Annotated in this window: 19 protein-coding genes and 1 other annotated feature; of the genes, 11 read left to right on the forward strand and 8 right to left on the reverse strand. The window is 49.8% G+C overall.

Annotated features, from left to right (window positions below):
- The first annotated feature begins 16 nt into the window (after positions 1-16).
- Entirely contained in the window at positions 17-2095 is a 2079-nt protein-coding gene (gene prc, locus ACQZQY_RS13370) for a carboxy terminal-processing peptidase (protein WP_056773407.1), read from the forward strand.
- A gap of 282 nt (positions 2096-2377) precedes the next feature.
- On the forward strand, positions 2378-3256 hold the full coding sequence (gene htpX / locus ACQZQY_RS13375) for a protease HtpX (protein ID WP_431295775.1): 879 nt from the start codon (positions 2378-2380) through the stop codon (positions 3254-3256).
- Between the two features lie 63 nt (positions 3257-3319).
- Here htpX and ACQZQY_RS13380 read toward each other — a convergent pair whose 3' ends face one another.
- Entirely contained in the window at positions 3320-4723 is a 1404-nt protein-coding gene (locus ACQZQY_RS13380) for an MFS transporter (protein ID WP_431295776.1), read from the reverse strand.
- Between the two features lie 238 nt (positions 4724-4961).
- Here ACQZQY_RS13380 and kdgR point away from each other — a divergent pair, with 238 nt between their 5' ends.
- Complete coding sequence (gene kdgR / locus ACQZQY_RS13385) at positions 4962-5753, forward strand: DNA-binding transcriptional regulator KdgR (protein ID WP_431295777.1); 792 nt, start codon at positions 4962-4964, stop codon at positions 5751-5753.
- 251 nt (positions 5754-6004) lie between these two features.
- Here kdgR and ACQZQY_RS13390 read toward each other — a convergent pair whose 3' ends face one another.
- The 5 genes from ACQZQY_RS13390 to hxpB form a co-directional block, all read right to left on the reverse strand.
- Positions 6005-7396, reverse strand: coding sequence for an L-cystine transporter (locus ACQZQY_RS13390; protein WP_217204684.1), 1392 nt, complete (start codon positions 7394-7396; stop codon positions 6005-6007).
- A gap of 185 nt (positions 7397-7581) precedes the next feature.
- Entirely contained in the window at positions 7582-8139 is a 558-nt protein-coding gene (locus ACQZQY_RS13395; RefSeq protein ID WP_122096205.1) for a metal-dependent hydrolase, read from the reverse strand.
- 151 nt (positions 8140-8290) lie between these two features.
- Positions 8291-9052, reverse strand: coding sequence for a 2-dehydro-3-deoxy-D-gluconate 5-dehydrogenase KduD (gene kduD / locus ACQZQY_RS13400; RefSeq protein ID WP_122096206.1), 762 nt, complete (start codon positions 9050-9052; stop codon positions 8291-8293).
- Positions 9053-9129: 77 nt separating this feature from the next.
- Positions 9130-9966: a 5-dehydro-4-deoxy-D-glucuronate isomerase gene (gene kduI, locus ACQZQY_RS13405; protein ID WP_431295778.1), complete on the reverse strand. Its 837-nt coding sequence runs from the start codon at positions 9964-9966 to the stop codon at positions 9130-9132.
- Between the two features lie 299 nt (positions 9967-10265).
- Positions 10266-10931, reverse strand: coding sequence for a hexitol phosphatase HxpB (gene hxpB, locus ACQZQY_RS13410; RefSeq protein ID WP_431295779.1), 666 nt, complete (start codon positions 10929-10931; stop codon positions 10266-10268).
- Between the two features lie 193 nt (positions 10932-11124).
- On the opposite strand from hxpB, the gene ACQZQY_RS13415 reads away from it, so the two are divergent.
- Entirely contained in the window at positions 11125-11673 is a 549-nt protein-coding gene (locus ACQZQY_RS13415) for a YniB family protein (protein ID WP_056773435.1), read from the forward strand.
- A 108-nt stretch (positions 11674-11781) separates the two neighbouring features.
- Here ACQZQY_RS13415 and ACQZQY_RS13420 read toward each other — a convergent pair whose 3' ends face one another.
- Positions 11782-12651 (reverse strand): fructosamine kinase family protein, encoded by an 870-nt coding sequence (locus ACQZQY_RS13420; RefSeq protein ID WP_431295780.1) that lies wholly within the window; start codon positions 12649-12651, stop codon positions 11782-11784.
- A 323-nt stretch (positions 12652-12974) separates the two neighbouring features.
- Here ACQZQY_RS13420 and ACQZQY_RS13425 point away from each other — a divergent pair, with 323 nt between their 5' ends.
- Positions 12975-13610, forward strand: a complete 636-nt coding sequence (locus ACQZQY_RS13425; protein WP_082465712.1) for a transglycosylase SLT domain-containing protein — start codon at positions 12975-12977, stop codon at positions 13608-13610.
- Between the two features lie 23 nt (positions 13611-13633).
- Here the strand turns inward: ACQZQY_RS13425 and ACQZQY_RS13430 are convergent, their stop codons facing one another.
- The gene (locus tag ACQZQY_RS13430) at positions 13634-14314 is read right to left on the reverse strand and encodes a MarC family NAAT transporter (RefSeq protein ID WP_122096208.1); all 681 of its coding nucleotides are present in this window, start codon (positions 14312-14314) and stop codon (positions 13634-13636) included.
- Between the two features lie 290 nt (positions 14315-14604).
- On the opposite strand from ACQZQY_RS13430, the gene thrS reads away from it, so the two are divergent.
- From thrS to pheS, 6 genes are all read left to right on the forward strand, one after another.
- Positions 14605-16533 (forward strand): threonine--tRNA ligase, encoded by a 1929-nt coding sequence (thrS, locus tag ACQZQY_RS13435; RefSeq protein WP_122096209.1) that lies wholly within the window; start codon positions 14605-14607, stop codon positions 16531-16533.
- Between the two features lie 3 nt (positions 16534-16536).
- Positions 16537-17088 carry a translation initiation factor IF-3 gene (infC, locus tag ACQZQY_RS13440; protein ID WP_013576136.1) on the forward strand — a complete coding sequence of 184 codons (552 nt, stop codon included), beginning with the start codon at positions 16537-16539 and terminating at the stop codon, positions 17086-17088.
- Positions 17089-17183: 95 nt separating this feature from the next.
- Complete coding sequence (rpmI, locus tag ACQZQY_RS13445; protein ID WP_056773448.1) at positions 17184-17381, forward strand: 50S ribosomal protein L35; 198 nt, start codon at positions 17184-17186, stop codon at positions 17379-17381.
- Between the two features lie 41 nt (positions 17382-17422).
- Complete coding sequence (gene rplT, locus ACQZQY_RS13450) at positions 17423-17779, forward strand: 50S ribosomal protein L20 (RefSeq protein WP_056773451.1); 357 nt, start codon at positions 17423-17425, stop codon at positions 17777-17779.
- Positions 17780-17904: 125 nt separating this feature from the next.
- Positions 17905-18029: a sequence feature (Phe leader region), on the forward strand.
- On the forward strand, positions 17910-17954 hold the full coding sequence (gene pheM, locus ACQZQY_RS13455; RefSeq protein ID WP_106120997.1) for a pheST operon leader peptide PheM: 45 nt from the start codon (positions 17910-17912) through the stop codon (positions 17952-17954). It overlaps the preceding feature by 45 nt.
- A gap of 99 nt (positions 18030-18128) precedes the next feature.
- Entirely contained in the window at positions 18129-19112 is a 984-nt protein-coding gene (pheS, locus tag ACQZQY_RS13460) for a phenylalanine--tRNA ligase subunit alpha (RefSeq protein WP_056773454.1), read from the forward strand.
- The last annotated feature ends 2 nt before the right edge of the window (positions 19113-19114 follow it).

The following is a 19114-nucleotide window of genomic DNA, read 5'->3' on the forward strand; positions in this document are numbered from 1 at the left end:
GGAGGCCAACTCAGGCATGAACAAATTTGTCAGATTAAGCGTTATCGCAGGTCTGTTAATGGCAGGAGCAGGGCTGGTTAATACCAGCTTTGCAGCGAATGAGAGTGCACCGGTCACTCTTGCTCAACTCCCTGACCTGACACAGGATCCTCAGGACGCCACGGTGAGCGAGCGTGTTACGGCACGCTTTACCCGTTCGCATTATCGTCAGTTCGACCTTAATGCAGATTTCTCAGCGAAGATCTTCGACCGTTACCTCAACATGCTCGATTATGGCCACAACGTATTGATGGCTTCCGATGTCGCACAATTTACTGATAAACGTGCAACCTTGGGTGAGGAACTGAAATCCGGTCAGTTAACCACGCCATACGCTTTATTCAATTTGGCGCAAAAGCGTCGCTTTGAACGCTACGACTATGCGTTAAAAGTGCTTGCCCGCCCGATGGATTTCACTGGCAACGACACGATTCAACTTGATCGCAGTAAATCCCCGTGGCCGAAAGACCGCGCGGAACTGGACAAATTGTGGGATGCGAAAGTCAAATATGACGAGCTGAACCTCAAGCTGACCGGTAAAAACGATCAGGAAATTCGCGACGTGCTCTCCAAACGCTATCATTTCGCGATGAAGCGTCTGACCCAAAGCAACAGCGAAGACGTATTCCAGTTGGTGATGAATGCCTTTGCGCATGAAATCGACCCGCATACCAATTACCTTTCTCCTCGCAGCACTGAGCAATTCAATACTGAAATGAGCCTGTCTCTGGAAGGTATTGGTGCCGTTCTGCAGGGTGACGACGATTATACGGTGATCAACTCAATGGTAGCAGGCGGCCCGGCGGCCAAAAGCAAAGCCATTGCAGTGGGTGACCGCATTGTCGGCGTAGGTCAGGTTCAGGCGGGTAAACCCTCACCGATTGTTGATGTGATCGGCTGGCGTCTTGATGACGTCGTCGCGCTCATCAAAGGACCAAAAGGCAGTAAAGTTCGCTTGCAGATCCTGCCAGCGGGCAAAAATGCTAAAAATCATGTGATTACCCTGACGCGCGAAAAAATTCGTCTGGAAGACCGTGCAGTCAAAATGACCATCAAAAATGTCGGCGCTGAAAAAGTTGCTGTCATGGACATTCCTGGCTTCTACGTTGGGTTGACGGACGACGTCAAAGTTCAGCTACAAAAAATGGCTAAGCAGAACGTTAACAGTCTGGTTATCGACCTGCGTACCAACGGCGGTGGCGCACTGACGGAAGCGGTTTCTCTGTCAGGTCTGTTTATCCCAAGTGGCCCGGTGGTTCAGGTTCGCGATAACAATGGCCGCATCCGTCAGGATAGCGATACCGATGGCGTCGTTTACTACAAAGGACCGCTGGTGGTTCTGGTTGACCGTTTCAGTGCTTCTGCGTCTGAAATCTTTGCTGCGGCAATGCAGGATTATGGCCGTGCGCTGATTGTGGGTGAACCGACCTTTGGTAAAGGTACCGTTCAGCAATACCGTTCGCTGAACCGTATTTACGATCAGATGCTGCGCCCGGAATGGCCGGCCCTCGGCTCCGTGCAATACACTATCCAGAAGTTCTATCGCATCAACGGCGGCAGCACTCAGCGTAAAGGGGTTACCCCGGATATTCTGATGCCAACCGGTATTGAATCGATTGAAACCGGCGAGAAGTTCGAAGATAACGCACTTCCGTGGGATAGCATCAACGCCGCGACGTACAATAAATTGGGTGACATGAAGCCTTTCCTGCCTGAGTTATTGAAAAATCACGATGCGCGTATTGCTAAGGATCCTGAGTTCCAGTACATCCAGCAAGATATTGCACGCTACAAAGCGCTGAAAGATAAACGTGATATTGCCTCTCTGAATTACGCACAGCGTGATAAAGAAGATAAAGAGGATGATGCACTGCGTCTTAACCGCCTGAATGAACGCTTCAAACGTGAAGGTAAAAAACCACTGAAATCTTTGGATGATTTGCCAAAAGACTATGTGGCACCGGATCCGTATCTTGATGAAGCCGACAACATTGCGGTTGATCTCGGCAAGCTGGAAAAAGCATTGAGTGATCAGGCTCCGGCTGCGGCGAAATAATCGCTTCGCTGATCTGCCTGTGAATTTAAGAAGCGCACTTCGGTGCGCTTTTTTTATGCCGTGAAAATGAAAGACAGCGCAATCTCGATGTTATATACCGTGGCTTTATCTGTGAAATAAAATACTTCAAAATGTAAAGTATTGTGATTTTGGGCCTTTAACGCCGCGGAACGCTTGAATCCGTGGAAGAAGCCCATAGGATCACTATCAGCCGGACGGGCATGTCCCGGTGGCAGGACCCAATGAATAATAATGAAGTAACGAAGAGGAATTAAAAATTTTATGATGCGTATAGCGTTGTTCCTGATGACAAACCTGGCAGTTATGCTGGTCTTTGGGCTGGTACTCAGCCTGACAGGCATCCAGTCCAGCAGCGTGCCGGGGCTGATGATCATGGCCGGGTTGTTTGGCTTCGGCGGTTCCATCGTCTCTTTGCTGATGTCTAAATGGATGGCGTTGCGCTCGGTGGGCGGTGAAGTTATAGAGCAGCCACGTAACGAAACTGAGCGCTGGCTGGTCGAGACTGTGCGCCGCCAGTCACAGCAGGCGGGCATCGGTATGCCAAAGGTGGCGATTTATCACGCGCCGGATATCAATGCGTTCGCCACCGGCGCACGACGCGATGCTTCTCTGGTTGCCGTCAGCACCGGCTTATTGCAAAGCATGAGTCAGGATGAAGCCGAAGCGGTTATCGCCCATGAGATCAGCCATATTGCGAATGGCGATATGGTGACCATGACCTTGATCCAGGGGATCGTGAATACTTTCGTGATCTTTATTTCCCGTCTGATTGCTCAGGTCGCCTCAGGCTTCCTGTCTGGCAACCGTGACGGCGAAGAGAGTAACGGCAATCCGATGATCTATTTTGCTGTCGCGACAGTGCTCGAACTGGTCTTTGGTATTTTGGCCAGCATCATTACGATGTGGTTCTCGCGATATCGCGAATTCCATGCCGATGCCGGTTCTGCGAAGCTGGTGGGTCGTGAGAAAATGATCGCAGCATTGCAGCGTCTGAAAACCAGCCATGAGCCGCAGGAAGCGGGCAGCTTGATGGCGTTTTGCATCAACGGTAAATCTAAGTCTTTCAGTGAGCTGTTTATGTCTCACCCGCCGCTGGATAAACGTATTGAAGCACTTCGCAGCGGCGAATATCTGAAGTAATCCTCAGATATTGCACATAAAAATGCCCGGCAATCGCCGGGCATTTTGCTTTCTGAGATCTGCTCAGGATTTCAGGTCTTCAGCAGCCTTTTGACTGCTGGTTTTCTGCGTCATTCTGAGCAGGCTGACCAGCGCGCCGGTTCCTGCCAGCGTACCGGCCAGTATCAGTGATGCATGTGTGCCGTGTTCCGGAAACAGGTTAAACATCAGAGCCACCATAGCCGCACCGGTCGTCTGCCCCAGAAGACGTGCGGTGCCTAACAACCCGCTTGCTCCGCCGCTGCGGTTTCGCGGCGCGGAAGTGATGATGGTGTGATTATTGGGAGACTGAAATAGCCCGAACCCCGCGCCGCACAACAGCATTCGCCAGATAATATTCAGATGTGAAGGCTCAGGCGGTAGCAGTGACAGCGAAAACAATCCGATTGAAAAGACGATAAGCCCGATACCTCCGAGCATGCCGGGGTGATAACGCTCAACCAGGCGACCGGCGATGGGTGCCATCACCATGGTTGCTAACGGCCACGGCGTCAGCAGTAAACCGGTGTCGACAGAGTTCAGCCCTAACGTATTTTGCAGGAAGAAGGGCAGAGAGACGAACGCCAGCATCTGCGCACTGAAGGAACACAGTGATGTGCCGAGGGAGAGGCTGAAAATCGGGATACGCAGTAAATCTACCGGCAATAACGGGAAAGGCTGTGAAAGCTGACGGCGTACAAAGAACCAGCCAATTATCAGCAAGGCGATGACCTCTGCCAAAATTAAGTCATGATTCTGACCCTGAGCAAAGCCGCTGATCGCGATGATGAGCAAACCGAAGGTCAGTGCATTCATCACGCTGCTGGTAAAATCAAAACGCTGCCCCTGACTGCGTGTCGAATTGGCGGGCAGGAATTTAAGGCCTAAAAGCAACGCCGCGATACCGATCGGCACGTTAATGGCGAACAGCCATTGCCAGGATGCCACTGACAGGATCCCGGCAGCAATCGTCGGGCCGGCGGCAGAGGAGACGGCCACAATCAGCGCGTTAATTCCCACTCCCCGCCCCAGAAAGCGTTGCGGATAGATGATCCTGATCAGCGCCGTATTGACGCTCATGATTGCCGCTGCGCCAAAACCTTGTAAAACCCGTGCAATGGTCAGCGTCATCAGTGAGTCTGACAGAGCGCAAAACAAAGATGTAATGCTAAAAACCAGCAGACCTGTTTGATAAATGCGGCGATAGCCGAAAATATCGCCCAGAGAGGCGAGTGAAAGCAGGGAGATGGTAATCGCCAGCTGATAGGCGTTGACGACCCAAATCGACGCGGCCGGGCTGGCGTGAAAGTCGTTGGCAATGGTCGGCAGGGCTACGTTGGCGATCGCGCCATCCAGCACAGAAACGGTGATACCCAGTGCGATAGCCAAAATCGCGCCGTATCGCTGGGGAAGGGGAAGTCCGTCGTTGGGTATAGCATTTGGGGTCATAGGATCTGTCAGCGCATAGTCATCAGTGAGGGTAATATTACTACGCTAATGAACTGAAAGTGACAACAGTCACAGTCTGTGACGAATTATTTAGTCTATGCATATTATGAAACAGGGTTAACAGTTCTCACATTCCTGTTCAACGGCTTGATTGCTTCTGTGTGACGCTTGCCACTATAATAAAAACCACGTTCTATTTTTTTTGAAACAAAACCAACGCGAGCAGGTAATTCACTCTATGGCTATCGCAGATCTTGATAAGCAGCCCGATTCCGTTTCTTCCGTTCTGAAAGTTTTTGGTATTTTACAGGCGCTCGGAGAAGAGCGCGAAATTGGTATTACTGAACTTTCTCAACGCGTAATGATGTCGAAAAGCACGGTGTATCGCTTTTTACAGACGATGAAATCTCTGGGTTACGTCGCGCAGGAAGGGGAGTCAGAGAAATATTCACTGACGCTCAAATTGTTCGAGCTGGGTGCAAAGGCGTTGCAAAACGTTGATCTGATCCGCAGCGCTGATATTCAGATGCGTGAATTATCACGCCTGACGCGCGAAACCATTCACCTTGGCGCGCTGGATGAAGATGGCATCGTCTACATCCACAAAATCGATTCTATGTACAACCTGCGTATGCATTCCCGTATTGGCCGACGCAATCCGTTGCACACAACGGCGATTGGTAAGGTGCTGATGGCCTGGGGTGACAAAGCTGAAGTGAGCGCACTGTTGCAGGAAATTGAGTTTACCCGCAGCACTGAAAATACCATTATGAATGCCGCTGACTTACAAACAGCGCTGGATCAGGTACGTGAACAGGGCTTTGGGGAAGATAATGAAGAGCAGGAGCAGGGCCTTCGCTGTATTGCCGTGCCGGTGTTCGATCGTTTCGGCGTGGTGATTGCCGGGTTAAGTATTTCCTTCCCGACAATTCGTTTCTCTGAAGAAAGTAAGAGTGACTACGTTGCAATGCTGCATACCGCAGCGCGTAACATTTCAGAGCAAATTGGTTTGCACGATTATCCATTCTGAATTTGTGCCGGGCAGACCGACGTCTTCGCAAATCGAAATGATGATACGTGAAATGAATTGTTAAGCTCTGACTGAACGCCTGATGGTGTCGACTGTTTCACACTGGCCGTAGTCTCACAGAGATTACGGCTTTTTTATGTGACTGAATGACGCACCAGGCCCGATGTTAATGAACTGCGATGTGTGTTTCTGATTACTGAACATGCCGCCAAAGCCAGCGGTTTCGGCTCAACATGTTCAGCATTCAGAACTTAGCGGTGTGCCAGCTCAGCCGTTTCTTCTGAATCCATAACTGCTTTATCAGTTTGTTTCATGATCTGGCTGGTGATCGTACCGGCTGTCATGGAACCACTCACGTTCAGTGCAGTACGGCCCATATCAATCAGCGGTTCCACTGAAATCAACAATGCAACCAGGGTAACCGGCAGGCCCATTGCCGGGAGCACGATCAGGGCTGCAAATGTTGCGCCACCACCCACACCGGCTACACCGGCAGAGCTCAGGGTGACGATACCCACTAATGTTGCAATCCACACCGGATCAAACGGGTTGATGCCGACCGTTGGCGCCACCATCACTGCCAGCATGGTTGGATATAAACCTGCACAACCGTTCTGACCAATCGTTGCACCGAAGGATGCGGCGAAGCTGGCGATGGATTCAGGAATACCCAGACGGCGAGTTTGCGCTTCAACACTCAGCGGAATAGTTGCTGCACTTGAACGGCTGGTAAAGGCGAAAGTGAGCACCGGCCAAACTTTACGGAAGAATTTCATCGGATTCACGCCGGTGAAAGACAACAGTATGGCATGGACGACGAACATAATCGCCAGACCCAAATACGAGGCTACAACGAAGCTGCCGAGCTTAACGATATCCTGAATGTTGGAGCCGGCCACGACTTTGGTCATTAATGCCAGTACGCCGTACGGGGTCAGTTTCATCACCAGACGTACCAGTTTCATCACCCATGCCTGCAGGGTATCGATGAAGACCAGAACACGCGGGCCTTTTTCAGCATCGTCTTTCACCAGCTGCAGGGCAGCAACGCCCACGAAAGCGGCAAAGATCACTACGCTGATGATCGACGTCGGGCTTGCACCGGTCAGATCGGCAAACGGGTTCTTAGGAATAAAGGAAAGGATCAGCTGAGGTACACTCAGATCAGCCACTTTACCCACATAGTTGGATTGAATCGCCGTCAGACGCGCTGTTTCTTGCGTGCCTTGTACCAGACCTTCGGCGGTGAGTCCGAACAGACCGGTGACGAAGATACCCACCAGGGAGGCGATAAGCGTGGTAAACAACAGGGTACCGATGGTCAGGAAACTGATTTTGCCTAAAGAAGATGCATTATGCAGTTTCGCCACGGCACTGAGAATCGACACAAAGACCAGCGGCATTACGATCATTTGCAGTAACTGAACGTAGCCGTTGCCGACAATATTGAACCAGGTAATTGACGTTTTCAGAATCGGGTCATCTGAACCATAAATCAGTTGCAGTGCCAGACCGAATACAACACCCAGACCCAAACCGGCCAGGACTTTTTTTGCCAGGCTCCATTGTTTATGACGTGTTTGCGCCAGCAATAAAAGCAAAGCGACAAAGACCACTACGTTAAGAACGAGCGGAAGATTCATACCAAACTCCAGACTTATAGTTTTATATTTAAACGGGTGTTCCCAAAGGGATTGCACCATCCCATAGCGTTGGGGTGCAGAATATCAGTTTGGGTGCCCGATCATTTATATCCAAAAAGAATGCATTATAACTTTTCGATGGTTTTTGTATTAATTTTCACCACATCGTCGCTATTTCATTCTGATCAGATGAACAGCTTCAAAAGATGATTAAAAATGTCAGGATTGATTGCACCAATAATGGGCGTCCAGTCTGGCCAGAATAGCGTAAGCCCCACCAGCATCAGACAGAGCGTTCGTTCCAGCTGATTGCCTTTCTGACTGTTAATAATGGGCAGGCGAAAGCGCCATCGGCATGGCCAGAGCAGGGGAACCCCCGCTGGCGTGAGCATATCTGCAAGTATATGACTGAGATAACCAATGATCATGGCATGAAAAGCATCAGCCGGAATAACCCAGTCGTGGGGGAAATGCGTGCGTAGCAGGAAGATGCCGCCAATGACGGCCAGCAAACTGTGTGTAAAACCACGATGCCCGAAGGCGCGTGCGATGGGATGAGAAATCCATTTCAGACGCTGGCCAATCAGAGATTTGGGATGATCGATGTCCGGCAACAGGCAGGTCAGTAATGACCCGGGAATAATATGCCACCAGTCGCCGTGCGCCAGCTCGGGAGAGAGCTGCGCCTTCTTGGCAAATACCGCACAGGCGATAGAAAAAATGAGGTGGCCTTCCGCCGTCATGACGCGTCCGAACTGGATAACTGTTATTTTATCCAGTATAAGTGAAACTGTCACAATCTTGGAAGCAGAACCCTGTAACTAATTGTCAACGGTATGATTAGAATGAAAAAGGCGTATAAAAATACGCCTTAATACTGTCACGTATTCTCAGTTAACGTGCCAGCCAGCCTCCGTCCACGGCAATGGTATATCCATTGACGTAATCTGAAGCTTGAGAGGCCAGAAACACCACCGGCCCCATCACATCTTCCGGTAAACCCCAGCGTCCCGCAGGAATACGATCGAGGATCTCCTTGCTGCGTTCACCGTCTGAGCGGAGCTGCTCAGTATTATTAGTCGCCATATAGCCCGGCGCAATAGCATTGACGTTAACGCCATGTTTGGCCCATTCATTGGCCATCAGTCGCGTAATGCCCATCACCGCACTTTTAGACGCTGTATACGAGGGCACGCGGATCCCACCCTGATAGGACAACATTGAGGCAATGTTAATAATTTTCCCGCCGGTGCCTTGCTTAATAAACTGTTTAGCCACTGCCTGAGACATAAAGAATAACGTCTTACTGTTGACGTTCATCACGTCGTCCCAGTTTTTTTCACTGAACTCAATGGCATCTTCACGGCGAATAATACCTGCATTGTTAACCAGAATATCAATATGGCCGAACTCATTCACCGCCTGAACAATCAGTTCAGGAATGCCCTGAATACTGCTCAGATCGGCACGGAGATCCAGAAAACGGCGTCCGGTAGCCATGATTTTTTCAGCCGTTTCGCCTGGCTCAGAAACATTAATGCCCACGATGTCGCACCCGGCCTGCGCCAGTCCCAGCGCCATGCCTTGTCCCAGACCGGTGTTGCAACCGGTCACAATGGCGACTTTACCTGTTAATTCAAACGCATTGAGGATCATAATCACAGTCTCTTTTGCTTCGGCATGTTCGCCTGAAAGATTTGATGACTCCGCCATATCATGACGGAGTCGCTGGATTAGCGAATTTCGCTGACTTTGACGTGATCCATATCGTCGAAGACCTGGTTTTCTCCCACCATGCCCCAGATAAAGGTGTAATTCTTAGTACCGACGCCGGAATGGATCGACCAGCTTGGTGAAATTACGGCTTGTTCGTTATGCACCAGCAGATGGCGCGTTTCCTGCGGTTTGCCCATCATATGGAAGACGGCGGTTTCTTCTTCCATGTTGAAGTAGAAATACACTTCCATGCGGCGCTCATGCGTATGGCACGGCATGGTATTCCACAGGCTGCCTTCTTCCAGCTTGGTCAGCCCCATGGTCAGCTGACAGGTTTCCAGCACGTCCGGAACAATGAATTTATTGATTGTCCGGCGGTTGCTGGTGGCAGCATCACCGATGGTTTGCGGCGATGCTTCTGCCAGCGTGATTTTTTTATTTGGGAAAGTAGTGTGCGCAGGGGCGCTGTTGTAATAGAACTTGGCGGGTTTTGCCGTATCGATGCTGCTGAATTCAACCTGTTTTGTGCCTTTGCCAACGTACAGCGCTTCTTCATGACCAATCTCATACGTTGTGCCATCAACGACGATAATGCCCGGCCCGCCAATGTTGATCACGCCCAGCTCACGGCGCTCAAGGAAATAGCTGACACCGAGTTGCTTACCGACTTCATCACCGACAGAAACCGATTTTTCAGCGGGCATTACGCCACCGACGATGATGCGGTCGATATGGCTATAGGTCATGGTGTAAGTATTTCTTTCGAAAATTTTCTCGATGAGAAATTCGCGGCGTAACTCAGCAGTATCGAGCGTTTTAGCGTGGTCGCTGTGAATGCTTTGACGAACTTGCATGTCGTGCCTCTTGTGCGTTGTGTTGTGCATATAAAGGAGGACTTGCCGGGCTAGTCTGACCGTTGCGTGGCAGTGACAGCGTACAGAAGCAGGAGAGCTCCCGGCTCGTCCGTGTTGCAGAAATCATAAGTTCATCGGCATGTGAATTCAATAAAAATGAAATAACGTTTTATTTATTTTTGAGGCAGCTCAAGATTTCTGACATTAATCTGTTGTGATGTCAGTTTTAGTGCAGATAACACGAGGGATTTAGCAGGAGGAGAGGAGGCGCAGCTGCAATAATGCGCTGCGCCTCAGGTTCAGCTGATGTGCGAAGGACGCAATTCTTCGAGAGTGGAAAGCCGGGTATCGGCAAGTGCCCAGCGCGGATCTGCACTGAACTCATGAGCTGGCACCACTATTGAGCGCATACGTGCCGCTTTCGTCGCGATCATGCCGTTAAACGAGTCTTCCAGCGTCACGCAATGCAGCGGATCCACCTGTAATTCTGCGGCGGCGAGTAAGTAAACTTCCGGATGTGGCTTGCTGTAGGGTAAATGTTCTGCAGAGACGCGAACCTGAAAATACGATTGCAGGTTAAACATTTCCAGTACGGTATCCAGCATATGCAGTGGCGATGCTGAGGCCAGACCGATCTTCAGCCCCTGATCGCGGCAAAGCTCAAGCGCGTGCGTGACGCCAGGCAACAGCGGGCGAGTTTGTTCCACCAGTTCAAGGGTGCGGGCGATGACCATCGCCGATGTTTCTTCCTGGCTTGGGCCTTGCCACGGCAATACCTGATACCACATCCGCACCACCTGATCGATGCGCAAACCGAGGGTATCCGGCAGTAAATGGCGCTGTGAGATATCCACACCGAGGCTGCTAAAAACATCCAGCTCTGCCTGAACCCATAAAGGTTCAGAGTCAATCAACAGACCATCCATATCGAAAATTGCGGCGTTAACGGGGCGGGCATAGGCCATGCGGGCGAACTCCATATCAGTGAATTAGACTGTTACTGTATCACCGGCTGAGAAAGGGTTAAATCTGTTGCAAAAAATCCTAAAGCAGCCATTTTCAGGTCAGTATTTTGCTAACTGGTTAAAATGATGAGCGGTTCAGACTTTCTGTGGGTAAACTTAGCGGAAGATAAAGACGTCCTAACAAGGGGAATTCATGACGTACCAACAAGCCGGGCGTGTCGCGGTCCTGAAAAGAGTTGCCGGGTGGATAATTTTCATTCCCGCGCTGCTTTCCACATTGATTTCATTGCTTAACTTTATTAATGAACACACTAAGACTCAAGAGGGTATCAACGCGGTAATGCTGGATTTTGTCCATGTTATGGTGGACATGGCGCGTTTTAACACCACATTCCTCAACGTGTTCTGGTACAACTCGCCTGTGCCGTCACTGGGGCAGGGATTCACCAGCGCGAATATTATGTTCTTCGTTATCTACTGGCTGATCTTCGTCGGGCTGGCACTTCAGGCTTCTGGCGCAAGAATGTCACGTCAGGTGAAACATATTCGGGAAGGCATTCAGGATCAGCTGATACTTGAGCAGGCAAAAGGCGCAGAAGGGCGTACACGTCCCCAGATTGAAGAGCGCATAGTGATCCCCCGACATACCATTCTTGTGCAATATTTCCCGCTGTATATTCTGCCCGCCATCATTGCGGTTATCGGCTATTTCATTTTGAAATTATTAGGTTTACTGGGGTGAACCCGGTGAAACCGGCGCGTTAATTTAAGCCGCTTTGAGGCATAAATAAGGCCTGAATATTTCAGTTATTCAGGCCTTATTCGTTTGTGCATTTACTCATGTATCCTGCTAATTAAAATCTTCGTGTAACAACCTTTCCACCGCGCGTTGCGCGACGACCTGATGCTGGCCACCGAATAAATTGCTGCGGTTCAGCAGATAATATAACTGGTATATCGGTTGCCTCGAAATGAAGTCATCGGGAAGCGGCGTCTTGCTCTGATAGCCGTCGTAAAGCTGAGGCGGAACGTTTGGATATAAAGGCAGCATCGCCAGGTCGCACTCGCGATCGCCCCAGTAACAGGCAGGATCGAAAATCACCGGACCGTTTTCAGAGAGTCCACAATTATGCGGCCATAAATCACCATGCAGCAGGGAAGGCTGAGGCTGATGGTTCTGTAGCCGCCCATGAACCATTGCAGTGATGTCGTCTATATTGCCGAAAATCATGCCTTTTTCAGCTGCCAGCTGTAATTGCCAGCCGATGCGTTGTTCGGCGAAAAATGTTGCCCAGCGTCTCTGCCAGCTGTTGGGCTGAGGAAGCGTTGCCAGTTCATTATCGAAATCCAGCCCGAACTGCAGTTGTTCACTCCACTGGTGCAGAGCGGCAAGTTGTTGACCTAAAAGATAGGCATTATGCGCATCGAGAGATTTTTGCGGAATATATTCCAGTAACAGAAAACTGTAATCCCGGTCACTGCCCACGCCATAAACTTCAGGAACGCGGACTGTCCGACTGCGGGCGAGCAGGGCGAGTTGATCGGCTTCGGCGGCGAAAATAGGCAGCATTTCGCGCGCGTTGCATTTAACAAACACATCCCTGTCACCATAACTAAGCCGCCAGGCGGGATGTATTTCACCTCCCGGAAGCTCAACACGTTCGCGGATTTCTGCACTGCCCAGATGTTCACTCAACAAACGATTGACGGCTTGCCACATGGTATGACCCCTTCTGACTGGCCCGATAATTCATTAAGTTAGCGTTTTTTCCGCTTCAAAAACCCGATCCGGCGCACGGCTGAACCAGAAGATGGTGTTAATTTTCGCCCTATGAGATGCAGACTTCCTGAACTTGAAAAACAACGAAAATGCTAATTTCAGAATATGTGAAGTGAAAGAGGTTTTATAAGCAGAATTATCTTATCGACATGCTTCTAACCCCTTTGTTTAACAAAACAATAATAATAATAGACTAAAAATATATTCAGGTGAGGAAAGAAGATGTATATGCTACATCTCGTCCAAGTCGCGAGAGAGATAATGTGAAACCAAACATTCTTTATTTGATGGCCGCGCTATTACTGGCGGGTTGCGCTAAAGAAACGCCGGTTCAGACGACGCATTTTTTGAAACCATCACCGCCTTCACGGGCTGATACATCATTAATGCATCAGGGCCCTTACGGCGAGGTGATTCGCCAGGCGGCAAGCACTTACGGCGTAGATGAAACACTGGTAAAAGCCATCATTCAGGTCGAATCTGGATATAACCCAACCGTTGTCAGTAAATCGAATGCGATTGGGTTAATGCAGCTAAAGGCCTCAACGGCAGGACGCGATGCCTACCGGATGAAAGGACGCTACGGTCAGCCTTCACCGCGTGATCTGAAAGATCCTGCGGTGAATATCGATTTGGGCACAGCGTATTTGAGCATTTTGCAGCAACAGCTCGCAGGTATAAATAACCCTGAGACGCGCCGTTATGCCACTACCGTAGCCTATGTTAACGGTGCTGGCGCATTGCTGAGAACCTTCGCGAAAGATAAAACATTTGCGATTGCTCAGATCAACCAGATGTCGCCAACGGAGTTTTATCAGCACGTTCAGAACAAACATCCGGCTCCACAGGCGCCACGTTACTTGTGGAAAGTGAACAATGCTTACCTCGCGATGCGGTAAGCATTGAATTTCCCGCCCGCGGTTCAGGCTGCTGGCGGGAAGGTTTTGATAATCTCAATAATACCGTTGATGACGAACTGAACGCCCATACAGACCAGCAAAAATCCCATCAGACGCGAAATCGCCTCAATCCCGCTTTTACCGACCAGACGCATAATGGCGCCTGAACTGCGCAGTGAAATCCACAAAATCATGCCCACTAAAAAGAAAATCATCACCGGTGCAACGGTAATAATCCAGTGTGGATAGTCAGATGATTTCACGGTCGCAGCACTGCTGATGATCATGGCAATGGTGCCCGGCCCGGCGGTACTTGGCATGGCAAGAGGCACAAAAGCGATATTTGGCGAATCCTGTTTCTTCATTTCCGCCGTTTTGTTCTCGATAAGAATTCTTTCTTCAACGTGTGGCTGCGGGAAAAGCATTCTGAAGCCGATGAAGGAGACGATAAGCCCCCCCGCAATTCGCAGGCCGGGAATCGAAATCCCGAACGTATTCATCACCACCTGTCCGGCGTAATACGCCACCATCATGATGATAAAGACATACACCGAGGCCATCAGCGATTGCTGGTTTCTTTCCTGAGTGGTCATATTCCCTGAAAGACCGAGCATTAAAGCCACGGTTGTCAGTGGATTCGCCAGCGGAAGCAGTACCATCAGGCCCAATCCCAAAACTTCAAATAACTGCCTGACTTCTGTCATATCCTTCCCTTTTTTGAAATGCTGCTGTGGTTACCTTAGCGTGTCAGGGGGGATTACACGAAAAATATCCGTGTTTAGCAACACAGGTCGCTGGAAATTCGCACTTTACGGATGGTAAACTCCCTGCCTGTTTTTACGTCGCATCCCGGTACACTCTCTTGATGTATCGAAGGTGTCTATATTTGGCAAAGTAAAGCTGAATAGCGTGAATAACTAAATGAATTCACACTCAAATATTTTTCTAGATGTGCTCTGTCGTGTGGGGCACCACTGTAGATTAAGGAATTAACATGCCTGTTATTACTCTTCCTGACGGAAGCCAGCGCGTTTTTGATCGTCCCGTTTCCCCCCTTGATGTTGCGCTTGATATCGGACCTGGTCTGGCCAAAGCCTGTATCGCAGGTCGCGTAAACGGTGAGCTGGTTGATGCCACCGATCTTATCGAGACAGACGCTCAACTGGCGATCATTACCACTAAAGACGAAGCCGGTCTTGAAATTCTGCGCCACTCCTGTGCGCACCTTTTGGGTCATGCCATTAAACAATTGTGGCCGGATACCAAAATGGCAATCGGCCCGGTTATCGACAATGGCTTCTATTACGACGTGGATTTAGATCGTACGTTGACTCAGGAAGACATCGAACTGCTTGAAAAGCGCATGCACGAACTGGCTGAAAAGAATTACGACGTTATTAAAAAGAAAGTCAGCTGGCAGGAAGCACGCGATACCTTTGCAAGCCGTGGCGAAGAATACAAAGTGGCGATCCTGGATGAAAACATCAGTCATGATGACCGTCCGGGCCTGTATCACCACGAAGAATATGTTGATATGTGCCGTGGTCCGCACGTGCCTAATATGCGTTTCTGCCATCATTTCAAATTGCAGAAAACCTCTGGTGCGTATTGGCGTGGTAACAGCGACAACAAAATGCTGCAACGCATTTACGGCACCGCGTGGGCTGAGAAAAAACAACTCAACGCCTATCTGCAACGCCTTGAAGAGGCGGGTAAGCGCGACCACCGTAAAATCGGTAAACAGCTTGACCTGTATCACATGCAGGAAGAAGCGCCAGGTATGGTGTTCTGGCACAATGACGGCTGGACCATCTTCCGCGAGCTGGAAGCCTTTGTGCGCATGAAACTGAAGTCTTACGACTATCAGGAAGTGAAAGGTCCGTTCATGATGGACCGTGTGCTGTGGGAAAAAACAGGGCACTGGGAAAACTACAAAGAGGCCATGTTCACCACGTCTTCTGAGAACCGTGAATATTGCATCAAACCAATGAACTGCCCGGGACACGTTCAGATCTTTAATCAGGGTCTGAAATCCTACCGTGATCTGCCGCTGCGTATGGCCGAGTTCGGCAGCTGCCACCGTAATGAGCCATCAGGCGCATTGCATGGCCTGATGCGTGTTCGCGGCTTCACTCAGGACGATGCACACATCTTCTGTACTGAAGAGCAGGTGCGCGACGAAGTGAACAGCTGCATCCGCATGGTTTACGATATGTACAGTACATTTGGGTTCCAGAAGATTGTGGTGAAATTATCCACCCGTCCTGAGAAGCGCATTGGTACTGACGAAATGTGGACTCGTGCAGAGGACGATCTGGCGGCAGCACTGACAGAAAATGAGATTCCGTTCGAATATCAGCCGGGTGAAGGTGCGTTCTACGGTCCAAAAATTGAATTTACCTTGCACGATTGTTTGGATCGTGCGTGGCAGTGTGGTACCGTGCAGCTCGACTTTTCATTACCTGGTCGCTTGAACGCCTCTTATATTGGCGAAAGCAACGACCGTCAGGTCCCGGTAATGATTCACCGTGCTATCCTGGGTTCAATGGAGCGCTTCATTGGTATTCTGACTGAAGAATACGCAGGCTTCTTCCCAACATGGATGGCTCCGGTTCAGGTAGTGATCATGAATATCACTGATACACAAGCTACCTATGTCGAAGAATTAACTAAAAAACTGCAAGAAGCAGGCATTCGCGTTAAAGCCGACTTGAGAAATGAGAAGATTGGCTTTAAAATTCGCGAACACACGCTACGCCGTGTTCCTTACATGTTAGTTTGTGGCGATAAAGAGGTCGAAGCGGGCAAAGTTGCCGTTCGAACTCGCCGCGGCAAAGACTTAGGAAGCATGGACGTTAGCGAAGTCGTTGACAAACTGCTGGCGGAGATCCGCAGCAGAAGTCTTCATCAACTGGAGGAATAAAGTATTAAAGGCGGAAAACGAGTTCAACCGGCGCGTCCTAATCGCATTAACAAAGAGATTCGCGCGCAAGAAGTTCGCCTCACAGGCGTCGATGGCGAGCAGATTGGTATTGTCAGTCTGAATGAAGCTCTTGAAAAAGCTGAGGAAGCGGGCGTCGATTTAGTAGAAATCAGTCCGAATGCCGAGCCGCCAGTTTGTCGAATCATGGATTACGGCAAATTCCTCTACGAGAAGAGCAAGTCGACTAAAGAGCAGAAGAAGAAACAAAAAGTTATTCAGGTTAAGGAAATTAAATTCCGACCTGGTACCGATGATGGCGACTATCAGGTCAAACTACGCAACCTGATTCGCTTTCTGGAAGATGGCGATAAAGCCAAAATCACCCTGCGGTTCCGTGGGCGTGAAATGGCGCACCAACAGATCGGTATGGAAGTGCTTAACCGCGTCCGTAAAGACCTGTGTGAAGATTCTGAACTGGCCGTTGTCGAATCCTTCCCTACGAAGATCGAAGGTCGTCAGATGATCATGGTGCTCGCACCTAAGAAGAAACAGTAAGGCTTCCAAGTAATCCTGCTGCGCGGTGTTCGCACCGCGTATGCTGGATTCGCCTTTCTGATTCATGTTAATAACAATGCGAAGTGGAATGTAAAATGCCAAAGATCAAAACAGTACGCGGCGCCGCTAAACGCTTCAAAAAAACCGCCAACGGTGGTTTTAAGCGTAAGCACGCAAACCTGCGTCATATTCTGACCAAAAAAGCTACTAAGCGTAAACGTCACTTGCGTCCAAAAGGCATGGTATCCAAGAACGATTTGGGTCTTGTCTCTGCATGTCTGCCGTACGCATAAATACACTTTTTTCATTTAGAATATAAAACTCAGGAGAGCATATGGCTCGCGTAAAACGTGGTGTGATTGCACGTGCACGTCACAAGAAAATTTTAAAGCAGGCGAAAGGTTACTACGGTGCCCGTTCGCGCGTATATCGTGTTGCATTCCAGGCTGTTATCAAAGCTGGTCAATACGCTTACCGTGACCGTCGTCAAAAGAAACGTCAGTTCCGTCAGCTGTGGATCGCGCGTATCAACGCAGCAGCTCGTCAGAACGACATGTCTTACAGCAAATTCATTAACGGCTTGAAAAAAGCTTCTATTGAAATTGACCGTAAGATTTTGGCTGACATCGCAGTCTTCGACAAAGTGGTATTTGCCGCTCTGGTTGAGAAAGCGAAAGCAGCACTGGCGTAAGTCAGGTGAAAGAGGGAGCTTGCTCCCTCTTTTATATTTTGTGTTTGAAATCAGTCCGATTCGTTGTTTAATAGCTGCAACGTCGATTCATTTTCGGTTCAAGAGTGTCCATCAACAAGGTAACGCAAGCATGAATGCTGCTATTTTCCGTTTCTTTTTTTACTTTAGCGCCTGACTCAGGAAGGCTTTCGCGCGTAAGAGAAGAAACGAAAAGTAGCGCCTAAGCCTCCCTCGTGGAGGCTTTTTTGTATCTGTGCTTTATACACTAAGGTTCAGGGTCAAAATCGCGCCCCTGATTAATCACGGTTATTTTACATCGGGCCATATTGGCCAGAAGAAGAGGAAAGCAATGCCACATCTCGCAGAGCTGGTTGCCAATGCCAAGGCAGCCGTAGAGAGTGCTCAGGATATCGCCACGCTCGATAACGTGCGTGTTGAGTATCTGGGTAAGAAAGGCCACCTGACACTCCAGATGACGACCCTACGTGAATTGCCTGCGGAAGAACGCCCGGCAGCGGGTGCCGTGATCAATGAAGCGAAAACGCAGGTTCAGGAAGCCCTGAATGCGCGCAAAAATACGCTGGAGTCTGCGGTGCTGAATGCGCGTCTCGCCGAAGAAACGATTGACGTTTCCTTGCCTGGCCGTCGCATTGAAAACGGTGGTTTGCATCCGGTGACCCGTACTATTGACCGCATCGAAACCTTTTTCGGTGAATTAGGCTTTACCGTCGAGACTGGCCCGGAAATCGAAGATGATTATCACAACTTTGATGCCCTGAATATTCCCGGCCATCACCCGGCACGTGCAGACCATGATACTTTCTGGTTTGATGCCAAGCGCTTGTTGCGTACCCAAACATCCGGTGTGCAGATCCGTACCATGAAGGATCAGCAACCGCCGATTCGTATTATCGCGCCGGGCCGTGTTTACCGTAACGACTACGATCAGACTCACACCCCGATGTTCCATCAGATGGAAGGCCTGATTGTTGATAAAGACATCAGCTTCTCCAACCTGAAAGGTACTCTGCATGATTTCCTGAACAACTTCTTTGAAGCTGATTTGCAGATCCGTTTCCGTCCTTCCTATTTCCCGTTTACAGAGCCTTCCGCGGAAGTTGACGTCATGGGCAAAAACGGTAAATGGCTGGAAGTGCTGGGCTGCGGCATGGTGCACCCGAACGTATTGCGTAACGTCGGTATCGATCCGGAAGTGTATTCCGGTTTTGCCTTCGGTATGGGGATGGAGCGTCTGACCATGTTGCGTTACGGCGTGACTGATCTGCGTGCATTCTTCGAAAACGATCTGCGTTTCCTCAAACAGTTTAAGTAAGG

The organism is Rahnella sp. PAMC25559 (assembly GCF_050632365.1).
Taxonomy (GTDB): Bacteria; Pseudomonadota; Gammaproteobacteria; order Enterobacterales; family Enterobacteriaceae; genus Rahnella; species Rahnella rivi.

Bases quoted from the DNA above. Each gene is read 5' to 3' on its own strand.
- prc (WP_056773407.1), top strand. From the start codon at position 17: ATGAACAAATTTGTCAGATTAAGCGTTATCGCAGGTCTGTTAATGGCA.
- htpX (WP_431295775.1), top strand. From the start codon at position 2,378: ATGATGCGTATAGCGTTGTTCCTGATGACAAACCTGGCAGTTATGCTG.
- ACQZQY_RS13380 (WP_431295776.1), bottom strand. From the start codon at position 4,723: ATGACCCCAAATGCTATACCCAACGACGGACTTCCCCTTCCCCAGCGA.
- kdgR (WP_431295777.1), top strand. From the start codon at position 4,962: ATGGCTATCGCAGATCTTGATAAGCAGCCCGATTCCGTTTCTTCCGTT.
- ACQZQY_RS13390 (WP_217204684.1), bottom strand. From the start codon at position 7,396: ATGAATCTTCCGCTCGTTCTTAACGTAGTGGTCTTTGTCGCTTTGCTT.
- ACQZQY_RS13395 (WP_122096205.1), bottom strand. From the start codon at position 8,139: ATGACGGCGGAAGGCCACCTCATTTTTTCTATCGCCTGTGCGGTATTT.
- kduD (WP_122096206.1), bottom strand. From the start codon at position 9,052: ATGATCCTCAATGCGTTTGAATTAACAGGTAAAGTCGCCATTGTGACC.
- kduI (WP_431295778.1), bottom strand. From the start codon at position 9,966: ATGCAAGTTCGTCAAAGCATTCACAGCGACCACGCTAAAACGCTCGAT.
- hxpB (WP_431295779.1), bottom strand. From the start codon at position 10,931: ATGGCCTATGCCCGCCCCGTTAACGCCGCAATTTTCGATATGGATGGT.
- ACQZQY_RS13415 (WP_056773435.1), top strand. From the start codon at position 11,125: ATGACGTACCAACAAGCCGGGCGTGTCGCGGTCCTGAAAAGAGTTGCC.
- ACQZQY_RS13420 (WP_431295780.1), bottom strand. From the start codon at position 12,651: ATGTGGCAAGCCGTCAATCGTTTGTTGAGTGAACATCTGGGCAGTGCA.
- ACQZQY_RS13430 (WP_122096208.1), bottom strand. From the start codon at position 14,314: ATGACAGAAGTCAGGCAGTTATTTGAAGTTTTGGGATTGGGCCTGATG.
- thrS (WP_122096209.1), top strand. From the start codon at position 14,605: ATGCCTGTTATTACTCTTCCTGACGGAAGCCAGCGCGTTTTTGATCGT.
- rpmI (WP_056773448.1), top strand. From the start codon at position 17,184: ATGCCAAAGATCAAAACAGTACGCGGCGCCGCTAAACGCTTCAAAAAA.
- rplT (WP_056773451.1), top strand. From the start codon at position 17,423: ATGGCTCGCGTAAAACGTGGTGTGATTGCACGTGCACGTCACAAGAAA.
- pheS (WP_056773454.1), top strand. From the start codon at position 18,129: ATGCCACATCTCGCAGAGCTGGTTGCCAATGCCAAGGCAGCCGTAGAG.